This window comes from Prevotella sp. CAG:592 (genome assembly GCF_000436015.1).
GTDB classification, from domain to species: Bacteria; Bacteroidota; Bacteroidia; order Bacteroidales; family Bacteroidaceae; genus Prevotella; species Prevotella pectinovora.
Genome location: NZ_FR892636.1, coordinates 1 through 18,017, shown reverse-complemented (window position 1 = coordinate 18,017; position 18,017 = coordinate 1). Strand labels below are relative to the sequence as shown.

Below are 18,017 nucleotides of genomic sequence, written 5' to 3'. Positions count from 1 at the left end.
TATCGCTCCACCGATTCCCACAGCTGTACCTATCGAGGAGAGGGCGTCGCTGCGATGGTGCCAGGCATTTGCAACTACTGCCTGCGACCCAACTTGTTTTCCCACACGTGCCGTAAAGCGGAAGGTCCATTCTTTCAGGCCGATGCTCAGGAGAGCTGCCAAGAGGGCTATCACTCCTGGCTGACTTATCTCCTCGCCACGCATCACATCCCATATCTGAAGGCATCCGTTATAGAATATGTATAGTCCCACAGCGAGCAGGGCGAGACCGATTATCGATGTGGCGAGTGTCTCATATTTGCCGTGGCCATAGTCGTGGTCTTCATCAACGGGTTTTGAACTGATGCGCACGAAGGCTATCACCACAATGTCTGTGAGGAAATCTGACAATGAATGCACGGCATCAGCAATCATGGCTGCCGAACCGCCGAGGATACCGGCAACGAACTTGAACACGAGAAGCACCACATTGACGACACTTCCCATCAGCGTGACACGATAAATCTTTTTTTCTCTTTCTTCTATTTCCATGACATACTTAATTCTTGTTATATACAAATGCAAAGGTATAAACAATTACCTATTATTAGGTATGGTTCAAAGAAAAGTATGATTAAAAAAGATAAAAAACACGTATCAAAATCCACTCTTCTAAAAGCAAAATCCAAGCAAGCGCTAATGCCCGATTTGGGTTAAACAAAAAAAAATCTCCAATTCCTCAACTCTTGACCATTACAACCGTCAATCCGGTTCGTGTCGTCAAGAATTCAAGAATCAGAGAATTCAGAATATCTTTTTTCCTCCTCAACCTGGCATCACCACCCTGCAAGAAATAAAGCCTACAGGCTAATACAGCTAAGGGAGGGAATATCAATCATCAGTCTTCGTATCCGTTAGGATTGTTCTTCTGCCAATTCCAACTGTCGCGACACATCTCCTCGATGCCATAGTGTGCCTCCCAGCCCAGCTCTGCCTTTGCCTTTGCAGGATTGCAGTAGCAGGTGGCGATGTCACCGGCACGACGTGGCTTGATAGAATACTTTATCTTGATGCCGTTGGCCTTCTCGAAGGCTTTCACCACGTCGAGCACCGAATATCCGTGACCTGTTCCGAGGTTATATACGGCAAGTCCGCAGTTGCGCTCGATAGCCTTCAGCGCACACACGTGACCGGCAGCCAGGTCGCACACATGGATATAGTCGCGCACTCCCGTTCCGTCGGGTGTGTCGTAGTCGTTGCCAAACACGCCGAGCTCTTCTCTCTTGCCCACTGCCACTTGTGTGATGTAAGGCATAAGGTTGTTTGGAATACCGTTAGGGTCTTCGCCGATTTTGCCGCTCGGATGTGCACCGATAGGATTGAAATATCTCAGCAATACCACGTTCCATTCAGGATCGGCATGGTGTACGTCTTTAAGCACTTCCTCAAGCATCCACTTTGTCTGGCCGTAAGGATTTGTGCAGTAGCCCTTCGGACACTCCTCTGTGATAGGAATCATCGCCGGGTCGCCATACACAGTGGCTGAACTTGAGAAGATGATGTTCTTGCAGCCGTGCTTGCGCATCACGTCAACGAGGACAAACGTTGCCACCATATTGTTCTCATAATACTCCAATGGCTTTGCCACCGACTCTCCGACGGATTTCAGTCCGGCATAGTGGATAACGGCGTCGAACTGGTTCTCGCCGAAGATCTTCTCCATCGCGTCTCTGTCTCTCACATCGGCGTTATAGCATTTAACCTCCTTGCCGATAAGCTCTGATACTCTCTTGAGCGCCTCCGGCTTGGAGTTGAAGAAATTGTCCACCACTACTACGCTGTGACCAGCCTTGTCAAGTTCAATGATTGTGTGGGTGCCGATGAATCCGGCACCACCGCATAAAAGAATGTTCATAACTCTTTACCTATTAAAATCTTTCGAGTCAATATATATAATATCCATCTGCAAAAGTAACGAATTTATGGCAATTACCACCCCTTGCTCCCCTATTTCTGCTCATACATTGTTGATTTTAACATAATCCAAACATTCATTGCAACGTGGGATTCACATTATGCGTAAGAAATGTTTGCCGTTACAAAGAAAATAAGTAATTTTGCACGCATATCCATTTTTATAATTATAAAAAAGACATGATGCAGGCTATGATATTCGCCGCCGGACTCGGCACCCGACTCAAGCCGCTCACCGACCACATGCCAAAGGCTATGGTGAGCGTGGGAGGAGAACCGCTCATCAGGCACGTCATAGAGAAGCTGAAGGCAAGCGATGCGGAGCGCATCGTAGTGAACGTACACCACTTTGCCGAACAGATAACAGACTACCTAAAAGACAATAACAACTTCGGTGTTGACATCCGCATATCCGACGAATCGCAGAAGCTGCTTGACACGGGAGGCGGAATAAAGAAGGCTGCGCCACTCTTCCTCGGCGACAGGCCGATACTGATACACAATGTGGACATACTGAGCAACGTAGACCTGCAACGTTTTTATGCCGAGGCTGACCATGAGAGCGGTGTCGACGCATTGCTGCTCGTGAGTGAGAGAAAGACGAAACGCTATCTGCTCTTCAACGACGACATGAGGCTCGTGGGATGGACCAACATTGAGACGGGAGAGGTGAAATCCCCTCATGAAGGTCTTGATCCGGACAAATGCCACAAATACGCCTTCGCCGGCATACATGCATTTTCACCAAGGCTGTTCCCGCTGTTCAACGGGTTCGGCGACAAATTCGGCATCATTGACTTCTATCTCAAAGCATGTGCCGACCACAATATCCGGGGATATCTGAAAAAGGACCTCCGCCTGCTCGATGTAGGGAAGCTCGACACGCTGAAGGAGGCTGAGGATTTCATCTCCGGGTTATAAAGGGATTTTAATGGATATAAAGTGACTCAGATACAAGAAACAATATCATCTAAACAATATAAGTAAATGCAACAGAAGATCATTATTTTAGACTTCGGCTCACAGACCACGCAGCTCATCGGACGCCGCGTGCGCGAGCTCGACACCTTCTGCGAGATTATGCCTTACAACAAGTTTCCGAAAGACGACGAGAGCGTCATTGGAGTGATACTCAGCGGAAGCCCCTACTCTGTTCACGACAAGGAGGCGTTTAAGGTTGACCTCAGCCAGCTCATCGGCAGAATACCTGTTCTGGGCATCTGCTATGGAGCGCAATACATCTCCTATTCCAACGGTGGAAAGGTGGAGGCTGCCGACTCTCGCGAGTACGGAAGGGCATGTCTGGAACAGTTCGACAAAGAGGACCCTCTCTTCAAAGGCTTCGTGGACAAATCGCAGGTGTGGATGAGCCACGGCGACACGATAACGGCGATACCGGAGGACTACAAGTGTATCGCGTCGACTGCAAACGTGAAGTTTGCTGCCTACGCTTCTACAAAGCAACCGGTATGGGCGGTGCAGTTCCATCCAGAGGTGTTCCACTCGCTGCAGGGCACTCAGTTGCTGAAGAACTTCGTGGTAGACATCTGCGGAAGCCGGCAGGACTGGAGCGCAGACTCTTTTGTGGAGACTACGGTGAAGGAACTGAAGGAGCAGCTGGGCGACGACAAGGTGATTCTCGGACTCTCCGGCGGCGTGGACTCAAGCGTTGCCGCCGTATTGCTCAACAAGGCAATAGGCAAGAACCTCACCTGTATCTTCGTAGACCATGGTATGCTGCGCAAAAACGAGTTCCGCGACGTGATGGAGGATTACAAGTGCTTGGGTCTGAACGTTATCGGTGTGGACGCAAGCGAGAAATTCTTCGCCGACCTGGCAGGAGTGACAGATCCTGAAAAGAAGCGCAAGATTATCGGAAGGGACTTCGTAGAGGTGTTCAACGCCGAGGCGAAGAAGCAGACGGGAGCAAAATGGCTGGCTCAGGGCACTATATACCCTGACCGCATCGAGAGCCTTAACATCACTGGCAAGGTGATAAAGAGCCACCACAACGTGGGCGGACTGCCAAAGGAGATGAACCTGCAACTCTGCGAACCGCTGAAATGGCTGTTCAAAGACGAGGTGCGCCGCGTGGGTCGTTCGATGGGAATGCCTGAGCATCTCATCACACGCCATCCGTTCCCGGGTCCGGGACTGGCAGTGCGTATCCTCGGCGACATCACTCCTGAGAAGGTTCGCATCCTTCAGGATGCCGACGATATCTATATCCGCGGTCTGCGTGAGTATAAGGTGAAGCTCTCCGGAGAGGATGCGCGTCGCGTGTTGGCTGCCGGCGTTCCTGCCGACATGCAGAACGGCGAGATTGAGGTATCTCTCTACGACCAGATATGGCAGGCGGGCACGGTGCTCCTCTCCACAGTACGTTCTGTGGGTGTGATGGGCGACGAGCGCACTTACGAGCATCCTGTTGCTCTGCGCGCCGTGACTTCTACCGATGCCATGACAGCTGACTGGGCTCATCTGCCATACGATTTCATGGCCAAGGTGAGCAACGAGATAATAAACAAGGTACGTGGAGTAAACCGCGTATGCTACGACATCTCCTCAAAGCCACCAGCAACTATCGAGTGGGAATAATCGGAATACCGATAAACAGCCACTCAAATAAAAATGAATTAATTTAAACTCAATAAGTTAGGGGATTCGTTGACGTAATAGCTTAATAGTCAACAAATCCCCTTTCTTGTACATTTTATCCAAAACCGTCCCCGATTTCGTCCCTGCTTATCCCCGATAGGATTGCTATCCGATGGAGTTGAAATCCAATAGCTTGGCAATCTGTTCGGGGGTTGCCTTTACATATTTGTAGAACGTGCGTTCATTGGTATGACCTGTCAGCTGCATAATGGTATACATTTCACAAATGCCTTCCAAATGAATTTCTTTCCGTTGAGGGATGGAGTTATGTCTATATCAAATTTGTACATGTCACTTGCTTATTAGAACAATCCCCACTCGGCAAATTTCTCGAATCCGCCAATTCTCGTGATGTAGTTACGAGCGATTTCCACTATTTCACGATAAGGTTTACCATCTATCTCTGTGTCACCGATGGCACAAAACAACTCCACAGGCTTGCCTGTTTTTTGAGCTTTCAAGAAAGCGTAGATATTGACGGAAACATCAGCCTTGGAAAGGTCCTTTCCCATTAGACCGCCACCCGAAACTGATTGCGCCATATCACTGCCCAACTTTCTGTTTGTTGCACCCGAATCGACATCTGTTCCGCCACTCCAATCTCCAAGAGGATTGATAACAGCATTTGGATAGAGCTTCTTTAAGTCCTCAGTCTTGGCGTTACTTTGACAGATAATCAACTTACCATTGCCTAATACATACTTACCATCTGAAGGATAACGCTCATAGATGTCATGGGCTATTTTGCTGAGGGTACGCTCCTCCTCTGTGAGTGGAACGCCTCGGAAAATACCATTGTCGCCACAGCGGATTCCTCCGTCTTGGTTGCTTGCAAGTATTGGGTCTTGAGCTACCATAACGAGCGAAACCTTCAAGTCTGTGCGCTTAGTGATACGGCTAACAATAGCTTCAGCCTCAGCGTCTGAAATGTTCACACTACTCTCAATAATGAGATTTGCAACACCATGTCCGAGCAGTACTTCAACTGCTATTTTCGGATTCACTTCTTTCTTGTACGCAAGGTCAACCAATGCCCCTGCAATTCTGTCTGCAACCTTGTCCGGATGCGAAGGATTTACTTTTTCAATCATTGTTCTTACTTTTAAATATTATTCTTTTTGTTCATATAACTTTCTATAGTATCGTAACTTATACCTTCTGAAAGATATTTGTTGATGAGTTCATATTTTTTAGTACTTATCTTAAACTCTAAATCTCTTATTTGCTTGTTCTGCGGCATTAACGTGCGTTGATATGTGATGTTATCCATGCCACCGCTTTTCAGTTCTGCCTTCAATGCTCGCTTACGCATCTTGATAGAGTTGATTTGAACCTCACACTCCTCTCTGAAGGATTGAAAAGTTGAAAAAGCCTCACTAATCTCAGCATCCTTGTACTTCATATAAGTATCTTTATACATAGAGTACCATTTATCGGATTCTTTGGTTAGTCGCTCTACTTTCTTTTTCAATTCGTTTATCTCAGCCTGCATAAAGCGTTCCTTAATTACAGATGAATAGTCCCAACTTTCATCATCCTCAGCGTGCAGGATGTCAAGTACCTGTTCAAGTGTGTAGGCTTGATAGATATGCTTTGCCTCGTCATAACGTGTATTGATAGCAGTGAATGGTCGCCAATGGCTTATAAATGAAGAAACTTGTACCGGTTCTGTCCTGCCATCCTCGTAAACCTCGGCACAGTGGTTCGCACCGCTTAACGGACTGCCTGCCAAGTGAAATACAAGGCTTCTTCGGTTCTCTTTATCTACTCGTAAAGCCATAGAACATTCATTCCACCATTCCAAGTATATGCCCAATGTTGGAGCATTGAATCCCGAAGTACCTGTGTAGGCGAGTCCGTTTTGTACAGCTACAGGAGCAAGAAACATTCTACTGTCACGCATGATACGCTCTTGATGCGCCAAAAGGTAGAAAGCGTTATCCGTGAAGAGCTTCTTCTGTCGTTCAAATTCTTCTGATGTTCGTGGTTGTGGCTTACAAGGCTTGTTGCCTAAACTCAAATATGTACCTGTTGCATCCAATTTCATCTTATCGGGTACAAAGTCGCCTTGATGTGATTCTTTTGGGATACACTCAAGTACAGCACCATTCATTAATGTGATGCTGTTCTTTGGTTGTTCTGTGTTACTATGTGTCATGTTCTAATCTATTTAATGTATGAATGAAATACGTTTGCCTAAAATGTGAATATCTTTCGCCTCCAAGAGGTTGTAGTCTATTGGTGGTTCTACGCCTTGTATAAGACAATCACGGCAAATCATGAGAATCTTGCCTAAGTTGTTTTGACCGACAAACGTTCCAATGCCATTGACTTTGCAAGTCTCACTGTTTACCAAACGCTTCAAAGCAGCCTTGGATATGTTTGGATAGTCTGCCTTAGCCTGTTTGATGGTTTCCTTTTTAACCTCTGCTCTTCTTGCAGCCAACTCAAAGTTGGTGCATCCCCAAACTTCCTTTGTGTCGCAATGTTGTATGGTTGTGTCCTCGATAATGATAGCGTCATTTGGTAGTTGCAAGAGCATCTTGGCAAAATCCGCATTATCCTTGCACTTCTGCCATACTACGTAAAGCATCCACTGTATGCGAAATGTCGAGAAGTCACTACGGATGAATCTCTTGTATTTGTTCTTGACAAAGCGTTTGGCTGCAAAGCCACTTGTCTGTCGGTGCATTTCCTCCTGTATAGCCCGATGTTCGTCAGATGAGTCCGAAAACTCACCGCACAAATAAAGCGTCTCACTATCACGCCAAGTTATGTCTCCGAATGAAAACGGATAGCCACCTGCCATATTACTGAGACGCACGTTAATGCCATTCACCATGTCAGAAGTCTTGGAGAACGACAAACAGTTAAAGTGTGAAGCGTTGATGTACTCCACACGACCTAAGATGATTTCTGATGTTTTTGATGTTGCCATAAAATTTTAATTTAAAGATGAATAATCAAGCCTTAAACTCACATCTATTTTACCACCGTGGCAATGGCTAATCTGCTCGGTTGGTTCTGTATTTAAACAGTCTCTTGATGCTTGTCAATAAATAAAAGAACAACTCCCCATTTTGGAAAGTGAGTGCAAAATTACAGTCTTATTTTGAAAAAGACGAAAAAACTATGCTAAGAATAGTTAACGATGAATAGTTTTGAATTTTGCTAAATAGTATTTGTGCTTATCAAATGATTTAGATATTGGGTCTTGTTATAAACCATCCTGATAGGTTCTGGATAGAGTTTCTTCGACTTATGGGTAGTCAGTTTTATGATGAAATCGCCACAGATTCCTGTACTTGGATAAAAGTCTAGACTATGGTTAACGACCTCGTATCTCATATTGTCTTTGGGACGACTTATCCAATATGCACCGGCTTTGTGAAAGCGAAACAAAGCTATGAAATCAACGTATGCTTTGTCCATCATATAGAACGCAAATGGTTCAGGCACAATCTCATCCAATTCATTGCTGTCATGCCATTTTCCATCTGTAATATGGATATTTGCCGGAATGCTTCCACGAAGATCCAGCAGTGTGTGCTTTTTGACTGCGCCTTTGCTATACTTGCCCAATGCCCATGCAGCCAGAACAATGCTTGTTGAGATAGTTGTGGAGTCAAGCGCATAGAGGACATTGTCTATCGTTATCTCAGCAACCTTTGTGTTTGAATACATTGGTCGGACAATACCGATTAGATACATGCCAAGTCCTTCGTAGATGCGATAGTCCCTTTTCTCATTAGCACGACATAAATTGGATTGATTAACGGACTTGCGAATTCCAAGATGGTATATGCTACTTCCATGAGCCTCTAGACACAGACAAATATCACGGATGGATACACAACCAGTAATCTGACCAAATAGCAGATGGAGCAACTGGTTATAGCAGGATAAATCTTTTGCATGCCAGTCACCTTTATACTTCTTCACCAACTTGTCAAATTGGTAGCGAGGTATGAAGTCGATGACTTGAGCAAAGATATATTTGCCGATGTTCATAGTCTTGCAGTTTTGGCTGCAAAATTACTCAATCAATTTCAAATCAAAAAAACAAAGAACGCTTGTAAATGATTAAATATCAAATATATAACTATAGTTAAGCGATTAATATCGCATCACTAGTAAATCATAATTAATTACTTTAAATTTGTTCTTTTTATATTGTCTATAATTTCTTTCAATGTAATAGCTTCTATACCTTCAGCCTCTTTGGATAATTCTTGTTGTGTAACGGCAAGAGTATGTGCTCGACAGAGAAAGCCATCTACTTGAGCATTGCCTTGTTTGTGGCAATGTACACATTTGTAGGATATGGATGTTGTTCCGCTCAACGGACTACCTGCAAAGCTGTATATGAAAGCCTTGTGCCCACATTCGCATTGATATGTAAGCCACTCGTTTTCATTCGCCCAAAGTCTTAACATCGTGCCAATACAGATAGGTTGACATACCATATATACTTTCAATGGTATTGTAGCTATTGCCCATTCCTTATGAGCAAGAATTTCATTTCGATGCTCATAAAGCAATTCGATGTTGTCTATATATGGACTCCATATCCTTTTTTCAGCCAAATTATGCTCTCTTTGTTTGACTAATGATGTAATTGTATCATGCACGTTTTTGAGCGTAAGATGTTCGTATTCACCTGCCGCCTTGCTGTATCGGCTACAGTGTTGCTTTAAGCGACTTAGCCTGTCGGAATTGTCTTTTTGAAAAAGAACATCTTTGATTACCTCCGATATGGTAGCCACTTGTGTAATACTTTCCAACCATTCCAATAAACCACCTAAAGTGTATATGAAATCTCTGTCTTGATATACAGGTATCAAAAACATACGGCTGTTATCGAAAATGAACTCTCTATGTTCGTAAAAGAAATCAGCATGTTCGCAAAAATACCTTATGGTATTCTTGTTACTGTGCTTTTGACCGCCATAGAGTTTTAACTCCTTGCCACTCTTTATTTTGATTGTATTGCGAATTTTCATGCCACTATATGTAAGTTAGACATTGGTGTGTTATTGGTTGGGAACGTGAGGCGTTTGCCCATGATGTGAATGTCTTTTGACTCCAAAAGAGCGTAGTCTATTGGTGGTTCTACGCCTTGTATAAGACAATCACGGCAAATCATGAGAATCTTGCCTAAGTTGTTTTGACCGACAAACGTTCCAATGCCATTGACTTTGCAAGTCTCACTGTTTACCAAACGCTTCAAAGCAGCCTTGGATATGTTTGGATAGTCTGCCTTAGCCTGTTTGATGGTTTCCTTTTTAACCTCTGCTCTTCTTGCAGCCAACTCAAAGTTGGTGCATCCCCAAATTTCCTTAGTGTCGCTATGTTGTTTGGTTGTGTCCTCTATAATGATAACGTCATGTGGCAGCTGTAAGAGCATATTAGCAAAATCCGCATTGTCTTTGCACTTCATCCATACAACAAATAGCATCCACTGTATGCGGAATGTAGAGAAATCACTACGAATGAATCTCTTGTATTTGTTCTTGACAAAGCGTTTGGCAGCAAAGCCACTTGTCTGTCGGTGCATTTCCTCCTGTATAGCCCGATGTTCGTCAGATGAGTCCGAAAACTCACCGCACAAATAAAGCGTCTCACTATCATGCCAAGTCGCACCTCCGAATGAAAATGGATAGCCACCTGCCATGTTAGAAAGACGCACGTTAATGCCATTCACCATGTCCGAAGCCTTGGCGAATGACAAACAATTAAAGTGTGAAGCGTTGATGTGCTCCACACGACCTAAGATGATTTCAAAAGTTTCTGTTTCTTGTGACATAACTTTTAATTTAATGATTAATACTAAATCCTTAAACCCGTATCATTTTTACCACCGTGGCTATGTCTGCTCGGTTGGTTCAGCACTTAAGCTGTCTCTTGATACTTATTCAAAAAGTAAAAGAACTACTCCCCATTTTGGAAAGTGATTGCAAAATTACGGTCTTTTTCTGAGGAAAACGAAAATACGACGTTAAAAATATTAAAGACAATTGCTCGTTTGACTAAATGGTGTTTGTCTTCACACAAACAAAATGTGAAGCTTGAATATGGGCAAAGAATAAATACCAACTACAAAGAGACTTGTCTCGCAGCTACACGACTGCCAACAAGTCTCTTTTGTTTTCCATCATGATCTTAGGACCTTTTCCAAGAGGAGGAATAAATTACTCCTACTATTGACTTCAGCCCCCACCTAACCTCCCCCGAAGGGGAGGGACAGATACTATTGACTGTATGATTGTCAAAGGATTATCCATAATCGGAGTAACCAGTTCCTTCCCTTGGGGAAGGTTAGGATGGGTTGTCCTACGGGGGAGAACGAGAGGCGCTGAAGTCGATCTGGTATTCAGATTATCAACTGTCTATCACGTTCCATAACCTACTACGCAAAAAATAATCGAAACCCCAAGTTCTTCACAGAGCCTGGGGTTTCTTGTCAAACAACGCATTTCTGAAAAACTGTTCTGAAATGCGCAAGCAAGTCAATCACTCTCACCATGAAGGTGAATCTTTCTGATAGCCTGCCCAATTGGAATTGGCAGACTCATCATATTCATTAGCATCGTCATCCCACAGTCCTTTCTTGTGAGATTTACTGTCCGCCCAGTTGTCATGAGATCCAGCGAGCATCCTACCATAGGTCTGGACATTCACGACTCCTGTTGCCGGCTTGATATATTTATTCTTTTTCATAATTCATTCATTTTAAGTCGTTAATATTCAGTCAGTGCATCAGAATGAGGGCTATCTTACCACAACCTTCGTTCCATTCACCATGTAGATGCCGCTTGGCAATGCCACTGTGCGTGTCTCGCCAGCCTTAAGAGAGGTTGTGTCTATTGTCTGTCCGTTGATGTTGCGGATATTGGTGCGCAGATCCTTCGTTGCCGTGATGGTCAGCTTACCTGTCTCTGCCGAGAACATGAAGCCGGCGCTCGCCGTTGCAGTCTCCGTTGCATTGTCTATCCATGATGTCTCAGTGTTCGGCTCAAGAGAGATGTTGAGGTAGCGCACATTGTTCGCTCCGTTCTGACATGCGTAGTATGATCGGAATGGCAATACGTACACATCCTGGAATCTCTCGTCGAGGAGAAGTGATGAGATGAACTTATCCTTGTTGAAATAGAATATTCCGTCAGTCTTCGGCACTTTCACTCCGCAGTATGAACCGTAGTTCACGAGTGTTGTTGCTTCGCCCTTGATCTTGCCCGTTGCAGTCTCACCCTGGATGAGAGGCTGTGTGAGCGTTGCCGGTGTAGCCTCGATAGTAGAACCGCTCTGGCGAACAACGAAGAGTACCTTGTCGCTGTTGGTTTCCTCCATCTGATCGATGCTCACTACGTAAGCCTTGTTTGGCTGTGTAACGAACTGTCCTGTGAATGGCGAGAAGTGTGCGTCTGCCTCGTAGATATATTCGCCTGTCTCCTGAGCGTTGCTGAATGTGTTGTCGGTATTCATCGTGTAGAACGTGAATGCGCAGTTGTCTTTGGTCTGCACATAGCTTCCTGTCTTTGTGTCCACTGCCACTGTGAATGGGAGCATCAGCGATACCCACTTCTTTGTTTCATTGTGGTTGAGCGTCACCTTTCTCTTGTATACCACCTCGTTGGCAGCATTGAGTCGGATGCTGTAAGGAGCGAAGAACGGCTGCTGGTCTACCAGTTCGATATCGTTTTCCGACACGAAATCGTCACCGGAGAGGGATTTCGTCACTACGTTCTTCAGGTTGGCTGTCACACCCTCCGGCATATAGAGCAGTGCGTTGTCGCCGAGCTTTGCCTTGAGGTCGGTGAGAGTTCCCCATGTAGGATCCGTATCACTGAAGAGAAGCGAGTTGATGTTGCTGGCATCGAAATAGAGGATGTGCTTGGTGTCTACAGGAGCGTTTTCCTTCTTGGCTTCGATGTCCAGAGCAATCTTCTCGATAATCTGCTTAGCGTATACATATCCCTCACCTTCCGGAATAGGCTTGTTGTCGGTGTCTTTCAGCGATACCTTCACGCCTACGTAATAGTTTGCGTCATAAGTGTTTGGCACTACGGCGTCTTTGTACACCTTGGTATAAGTCAGCTCCGGCACATAGTTTACTGTAGTCAACTTCAGGTCTGTTGAGTAGTATGCATAGAAGGCATGGCGTGGAGTAGTTGTAGGAGCGATGTTGTAGCGGGTCTCGTCGCAGACCACGAGATAACGCTTCACGTAGCCGTCACCATTGTTCACGCGCATCTCCTGCCAAGTTCCGCCCTGAGTATTGTATGCTGTATTTGAATAGCGGTTCTCTACATAATAGTATGTACCGTCACCTTTTGTTCCAGCCTTGAAGATGTCGGAGTTGTTACACTTGAACGCCTGTGTTCCTGCCACCTTCACTTCAATCTTCTTAGTGTAGTCGTAGTCGGCAGCATCAGAGCGATGAGCCTGGAGGTTCTCACCGATCAAATCGTAGTAATCAGACTTCACGAAGTGGTAGCGAGAGTGCTTACCCTCTGAGCCAATGTTAGTGTATGTCTCATCAGCATTCTTGTGGTGGAGTCCCTCGAAAGCGAAACGCAAACCATTAGTACCGAAGTTTGTAGGCACTGCGAAATCCACCTTGCCGTTAGTACCGATGGTGAAGTCGTCGGCGAGATACTGGTTCTTGAGTTTCTTCTCTCCCGATGGCTGGGTACAAGAGATATCCATCTTGTCGATGTATGGGTTGAGAGCCTCAAGCTGTACCTGCAGGCAAACGTATGCCAACTGATCACCTGTAAGTCCTTCAATCTGGAACTTGATGGCGTCGTTGTTAAGTTCCTCAAGAACGATGTCGCCAGTAGGATTCTCTCTGTTTACTGCCACCTGATGGGCAACATTTTCACCGGTCTTGTCATATACCTTTACGGTGAAAGAATTGTCACTGACAGGAACATTAGCGTTAAGAGCAATTGCATTCTGCTGGGATATGTCATATACAGCATTACCATTGCTATCAAAAGATATTATGTGAGAATCAGTTCCGCTGCCATAGAAGAGGCTGGTACCATCAGTGTTGAATGCAGAGGCTTGGTCGGATTTATTCGTATTTTTCAGAGAATAGGTCTTCCATAACAAAATGCCTGACTCTTCGTGGCGTAAATAAACCGTTGAATTATCAGATGTCGTTGACAACTTTCCATCAGCAGCAAAATTCCATTCCACTTTGGTTGCAGTGAACTTCAGACTGGCATTCATATAATTACCCTTACCGTCGGTGATATAGATTTTGTCACCTTTCTTGATGTTCTGAGCAACATTATTTGCGTAAACCAAGCGAGCGCCCACAATACGATAGCCTACAGGGATGTTGACTTCACCCTGTGCTACGGCATCAGTTGGTGTTTCAAGCCAATAAGTATTGTTCTTGAGACCAATATAAGTATTGGTTCCATCGAAGCTTAATTTGGCAATGTTTCCATCACCAGCGGTTCCAGGTTTTGCAGTACCACCAACTATACCAGAATTATCGTATAACAGGAAGTCTGCCGCAAGGTCCTTTACGTTATTGTAGTCATACTTATAAGATGTATAAGTGTTGACTGTTTTCTGTGTGATAGGTCCAAGGTCTACTCTCTGTGTCTGGAAAGGCAAAGCAAGGCAGCTTACACCACTCGTCAAAGTGGTGACACCTGGCTTAAGGTTCTCATCGAACTTTTCAGTACATTCGAAAGTAACGACAAAGGAAGTAATTTTAACCCTTGCAATCGCATTTTCTAAATGCTCCTGTTTAAAATAGAGGATATTACCCATATCTGAAGCGTTAAGAGAAGTACGCTGTATAACAACACCCTTATCATTTTGCTTCACAGAAACACTTGCGAGGGTTGAACTGAACGAAGAGTTCATTTCTTTGAAAGTACTTTGAGTCGCACTATTGCTAGCATAGTCCATTACAATTTTGTAACTCGTAAAACGATAACCTTTAGGCAAAGACAATGACATATGGTTAATGGTAGTGGATTTGGCACCAGAAGCAAATACCATATATCCATCTACGACACCAACATTATTTGCATGTTTTGCCATAAGGCCATTATCAGTGAGCGTGCTTTCATCAGAATTCAGTAATGTCATTGGCAACTGATTGTGAACCCATGCTCCACCGTAACCTGCTTCATGTTGTTCTGATCCATAACTCAACGCCGATATCACATTACCGGTCTTTGGACTAATACTAACGGTCTGCGCACAGAGACCACCGCAAATCATCGTCAAGATGAGAATTGCGGCAGCCCTGATTACGCTTCTGTAATTAGCGACATTTAAATTTGTAGTTTTACTTTTCATAATTTTTAGTTTTTGTGGCGGCCTCCCGAAGGAGGCTGTCCATGATTAAACTTACTTTTTTGTTAGCGACATTATCTGTTTTAAGATTCACAACATTATTAATTATTGCTTACTTATTTTATATATAGAGAACCTGCGACCATAAAGATTCAGCAGGTGTGTTGGCTTGTTTCCGATAAACCTGTCGGTCTAAGGTGGCGACCGTCGTGTCAGGTTCTTGTTTGTTGTAACGATGCAAAGTAAATGAAATAATTCCATACTTGCAATAATTTCATTTGACTCATTGTAGCAATACACTTTGTTTCATGTAACGCTACGCAGAATAATACAATTGTTACAAAACAACACGCTTTTTATAAAATTTGGATACAAAACAAAACAAACCAAACAGGATATTTTTTACAAAGTTACAAAATCAATGAATGTCGTAAATTATCGCATCAAGCTAAAACACAACGTTTTACAAAATACAAAAAGCATAATAACGCAATTTGTAACATTTGCAATCTACAAATTTTTGCGACATATCGCAAGAGAGGCTTGAAATGTAATTATTTTGCTATTATTAACAAAGAAAAGAAGTATGAATAAAAGAAAAGAATTATATTTGTAGCGAATAAATAACGCGATTAATATATAATCGCATCGCAATTAAAGCTAAATCATTCAATACTAACCATACAAAGAAGACTTACCGAGAAACCTCCTGGGAAACAGCATCACTCCTTGACACTGAAGCAAGCAAGTGAAATATAACGACATATAAGGAAGTGGACCGATACCGACAACGGAAGTGGATGGTAAAGACGTGAAAGGAAAAGACAAATGGAGAAGAAACTAAACACTATATTGCTGATACTGGCAGTGACTATCGCCTTCATAGCTTGTTCACAGGATGAACAGGCAAAATCAACGGCTATAAAGAAGGCAAATTCCAAATACACCTTCGAATACGTTAGAGGCATCAGTCTGACTCAGCCCAAGCGCGCCCTGAAGATGATTGAGACCGGAAAGAAAGACGGTTCGATGACGAACATCGAGGCGAATTATCTCATGAGCATGGTTTACAACAACGCGCTGAGAAACTACAGCAAGGCGGCAAACTATGCCGTGGCAGCCCTCAACGACCCAGACATCAAAAAATATCCGGAAAAGGAAAGGCAACTTTACAACATGGCTTCATCGCAGTTTTACAGCTGCGGCAACTATGTGGAAAGCCTTACCATGGCAGACAAGGGCATAAAGTTGGCATACGAGCATAAGGACAGAAAGCTCATGTCACAGCTGCTGATGACCATCGGCGAATGTCATGGCGAAGTGGGAAACATGTGGCATGCCATAAATACCTTCGACCGCTGCATACAGATAATTACAGAACAACTGAAGAAGACTCCCGACTGGGACACATATTTCGACCTCGCCACCGTGTACTCACTGAAAGCGAATTCGGCTATCGACATCAAGGAATACAAGCTGGTAATCGACATGCAGCCGAAATACAAGAAATGCCTGGACAAGCTGAACAAACTGAAGGAGGATGTGAGCGGTGCCAACGACGTGGCAAACGCCGGATACTACTCGCTATTGTCAATAGCATACGAGAAGAGCGGCAATCATGCAAAAGCAAGGGAATGCTTCGACAACCTGCTCTCCACACGTACTGCCCTCTTGCCCGACGGTGCATCATACGTAGTGCCTTATCTGATGGAGACAAAGCAATACAAAGAGGCGTTGAAAAAAATCAACGAAGAGGAGAAGACTTGGATGTCGCACGGAAGAGACACCGTGGACTACATTTACTCCAACACCATACTCATGAACAAAGCCCGTGTGCTGCAGGCTCTCGGAAGATATGAGGAGGCGATAAATACCGGAATGAGGGCATATAACCTGAGCGACTCGCTGACACGACGCATCAAGGAGCAGAACGCCACATGGCTATCGGAGAAGATGGGCAAGAAAGTGCTGAAGAGTTATACCTTAATTCCGCAACACTTTGATTTAACTTTATTTATAAGTACCTGAGCAACAAAAAGTTGCTCAGGATTTTGCCATGTCAGATTTTTCACCTATCTTAGTGTTGCAAATCAAAATATGTATCAAACCCGACAGACATGGCAAAGGTAGCAATAAAATCTGAGAAACTCTCTCCTTTTGGAGGTATTTTTCCAATAATGGAGCAATTTGATTCCAAGCTCTCATCTGTAATCGACTCAACCCTCGGTATGAGATGCAGGCTGTATGGTTATCAATACAGCGAAATCATCCGTTCGCTTATGAGCGTTTACTTCTGTGGCGGCTCATGTATTGAGGATGTAACTACTCATTTGATGAGCCATCTCTCGCTTCACCCGACACTTCGCACCTGTAGTGCCGACACGATTCTCAGAGCCATAAAGGAACTGACTCAAGAAAACATATCATATACATCAGATACAGGCAAGACCTATGACTTCAACACGGCAGACAACCTGAACACGTTGCTCCTGAACTGTCTGTTTGCAACGGGGCAGTTGAAGGAAGGAGAAATGTATGATGTTGACTTCGCCGACACTGGCAAGACCTACGACTTCAACACGGCAGACAAGCTGAATACACTGCTCCTCAATTGCCTATTGTCCACAGGGCAGCTGAAAGAGGGCGAGGGGTATGACGTTGACTTCGACCACCAGTTCATAGAGGCTGAGAAGTTTGATGCAAAACCCACATACAAGAAGTTTCTCGGGTACCGTCCTGGTGTGGCTGTCATTGGCGACATGATTGTCGGCATAGAGAACAGCGACGGCAACACTAACGTTCGTTTCCACCAGAAGGACACGTTGAGGAGATTCTTTGATAGGATTGAACAGAAAGGATTGACAGTCAATCGTTTCAGAGCAGATTGCGGATCCTGCTCAGAGGAAATTGTGGAAGAGGTCGGAAAGCATTGCATGACTTTCTATATCCGCGCCAACCGCTGCGGTTCGCTCTACGATGACATCTTTGCGCTCAGAGGGTGGAAGAAGGAGGAACTGGGCGGCATTGAGTTTGAATTGAACTCCATTCTTGTTGAGAAATGGCAAGGCAAGGCATACCGT

14 protein-coding genes and 2 riboswitches are annotated in these 18,017 nt (G+C 44.5%); of the genes, 4 read left to right on the top strand and 10 right to left on the bottom strand.

The genetic code is table 11. The features are described from left to right. Together QVO99_RS10785 and galE are read right to left on the bottom strand one after the other, a co-directional pair. The coding region (locus QVO99_RS10785) for a cation diffusion facilitator family transporter (protein WP_288177234.1) at positions 1-531 on the bottom strand (531 nt) is incomplete at its 3' end. 346 nt (positions 532-877) lie between these two features. Then, entirely contained in the window at positions 878-1,894 is a 1,017-nt protein-coding gene (gene galE / locus QVO99_RS10780) for a UDP-glucose 4-epimerase GalE (RefSeq protein WP_022317627.1), read from the bottom strand. 239 nt (positions 1,895-2,133) lie between these two features. Between galE and QVO99_RS10775 the strand changes: the two genes are divergently transcribed. Continuing rightward, the gene (locus QVO99_RS10775) at positions 2,134-2,874 is read left to right on the top strand and encodes a nucleotidyltransferase family protein (protein WP_022317626.1); all 741 of its coding nucleotides are present in this window, start codon (positions 2,134-2,136) and stop codon (positions 2,872-2,874) included. Positions 2,875-2,940: 66 nt separating this feature from the next. Further along, positions 2,941-4,551 carry a glutamine-hydrolyzing GMP synthase gene (gene guaA / locus QVO99_RS10770; protein ID WP_022317625.1) on the top strand — a complete coding sequence of 537 codons (1,611 nt, stop codon included), beginning with the start codon at positions 2,941-2,943 and terminating at the stop codon, positions 4,549-4,551. Between the two features lie 362 nt (positions 4,552-4,913). On the opposite strand, the gene QVO99_RS10765 is transcribed toward guaA, so the two are convergent. From QVO99_RS10765 to QVO99_RS10730, 8 genes are all read right to left on the bottom strand, one after another. Continuing rightward, positions 4,914-5,702 (bottom strand): S-adenosylmethionine synthetase N-terminal domain-containing protein, encoded by a 789-nt coding sequence (locus QVO99_RS10765; protein ID WP_022317623.1) that lies wholly within the window; start codon positions 5,700-5,702, stop codon positions 4,914-4,916. Between the two features lie 11 nt (positions 5,703-5,713). Next, positions 5,714-6,769, bottom strand: coding sequence for a hypothetical protein (locus QVO99_RS10760; RefSeq protein WP_022317622.1), 1,056 nt, complete (start codon positions 6,767-6,769; stop codon positions 5,714-5,716). Between the two features lie 12 nt (positions 6,770-6,781). Continuing rightward, positions 6,782-7,549, bottom strand: coding sequence for an NADAR family protein (locus QVO99_RS10755; protein ID WP_022317621.1), 768 nt, complete (start codon positions 7,547-7,549; stop codon positions 6,782-6,784). Next, a riboswitch (SAM-I-IV-variant riboswitch) is annotated at positions 7,542-7,665 on the bottom strand. It overlaps the preceding gene by 8 nt. A gap of 117 nt (positions 7,666-7,782) precedes the next feature. Next, positions 7,783-8,622, bottom strand: coding sequence for an IS4 family transposase (locus QVO99_RS10750; RefSeq protein ID WP_022317620.1), 840 nt, complete (start codon positions 8,620-8,622; stop codon positions 7,783-7,785). 137 nt (positions 8,623-8,759) lie between these two features. Continuing rightward, on the bottom strand, positions 8,760-9,614 hold the full coding sequence (locus QVO99_RS10745) for a hypothetical protein (RefSeq protein WP_022317619.1): 855 nt from the start codon (positions 9,612-9,614) through the stop codon (positions 8,760-8,762). After that, positions 9,611-10,417 carry an NADAR family protein gene (locus tag QVO99_RS10740; protein ID WP_022317618.1) on the bottom strand — a complete coding sequence of 269 codons (807 nt, stop codon included), beginning with the start codon at positions 10,415-10,417 and terminating at the stop codon, positions 9,611-9,613. Before QVO99_RS10740 ends, QVO99_RS10745 begins: the two co-directional genes overlap by 4 nt. 3 nt (positions 10,418-10,420) lie before the next feature. Next, positions 10,421-10,527: riboswitch (SAM-I-IV-variant riboswitch) on the bottom strand. Positions 10,528-11,130: 603 nt separating this feature from the next. Further along, positions 11,131-11,331, bottom strand: coding sequence for a hypothetical protein (locus QVO99_RS10735; RefSeq protein ID WP_022317617.1), 201 nt, complete (start codon positions 11,329-11,331; stop codon positions 11,131-11,133). 51 nt (positions 11,332-11,382) lie between these two features. Beyond that, positions 11,383-14,271, bottom strand: a complete 2,889-nt coding sequence (locus QVO99_RS10730) for a hypothetical protein (protein ID WP_288177230.1) — start codon at positions 14,269-14,271, stop codon at positions 11,383-11,385. Between the two features lie 1,494 nt (positions 14,272-15,765). On the opposite strand from QVO99_RS10730, the gene QVO99_RS10725 reads away from it, so the two are divergent. Then, on the top strand, positions 15,766-16,965 hold the full coding sequence (locus tag QVO99_RS10725) for a transcriptional regulator (RefSeq protein ID WP_022317614.1): 1,200 nt from the start codon (positions 15,766-15,768) through the stop codon (positions 16,963-16,965). A gap of 89 nt (positions 16,966-17,054) precedes the next feature. Continuing rightward, a partial coding sequence (locus QVO99_RS10720) for a transposase (protein WP_288177229.1) occupies positions 17,055-18,017 on the top strand: 963 nt, incomplete at its 3' end.

Coding starts and splice junctions, on each gene's coding strand:
- galE (WP_022317627.1), bottom strand. CDS start 1,894: ATGAACATTCTTTTATGCGGTGGTGCCGGATTCATCGGCACCCACACA.
- QVO99_RS10775 (WP_022317626.1), top strand. CDS start 2,134: ATGATGCAGGCTATGATATTCGCCGCCGGACTCGGCACCCGACTCAAG.
- guaA (WP_022317625.1), top strand. CDS start 2,941: ATGCAACAGAAGATCATTATTTTAGACTTCGGCTCACAGACCACGCAG.
- QVO99_RS10765 (WP_022317623.1), bottom strand. CDS start 5,702: ATGATTGAAAAAGTAAATCCTTCGCATCCGGACAAGGTTGCAGACAGA.
- QVO99_RS10760 (WP_022317622.1), bottom strand. CDS start 6,769: ATGACACATAGTAACACAGAACAACCAAAGAACAGCATCACATTAATG.
- QVO99_RS10755 (WP_022317621.1), bottom strand. CDS start 7,549: ATGGCAACATCAAAAACATCAGAAATCATCTTAGGTCGTGTGGAGTAC.
- QVO99_RS10750 (WP_022317620.1), bottom strand. CDS start 8,622: ATGAACATCGGCAAATATATCTTTGCTCAAGTCATCGACTTCATACCT.
- QVO99_RS10745 (WP_022317619.1), bottom strand. CDS start 9,614: ATGAAAATTCGCAATACAATCAAAATAAAGAGTGGCAAGGAGTTAAAA.
- QVO99_RS10740 (WP_022317618.1), bottom strand. CDS start 10,417: ATGTCACAAGAAACAGAAACTTTTGAAATCATCTTAGGTCGTGTGGAG.
- QVO99_RS10735 (WP_022317617.1), bottom strand. CDS start 11,331: ATGAAAAAGAATAAATATATCAAGCCGGCAACAGGAGTCGTGAATGTC.
- QVO99_RS10725 (WP_022317614.1), top strand. CDS start 15,766: ATGGAGAAGAAACTAAACACTATATTGCTGATACTGGCAGTGACTATC.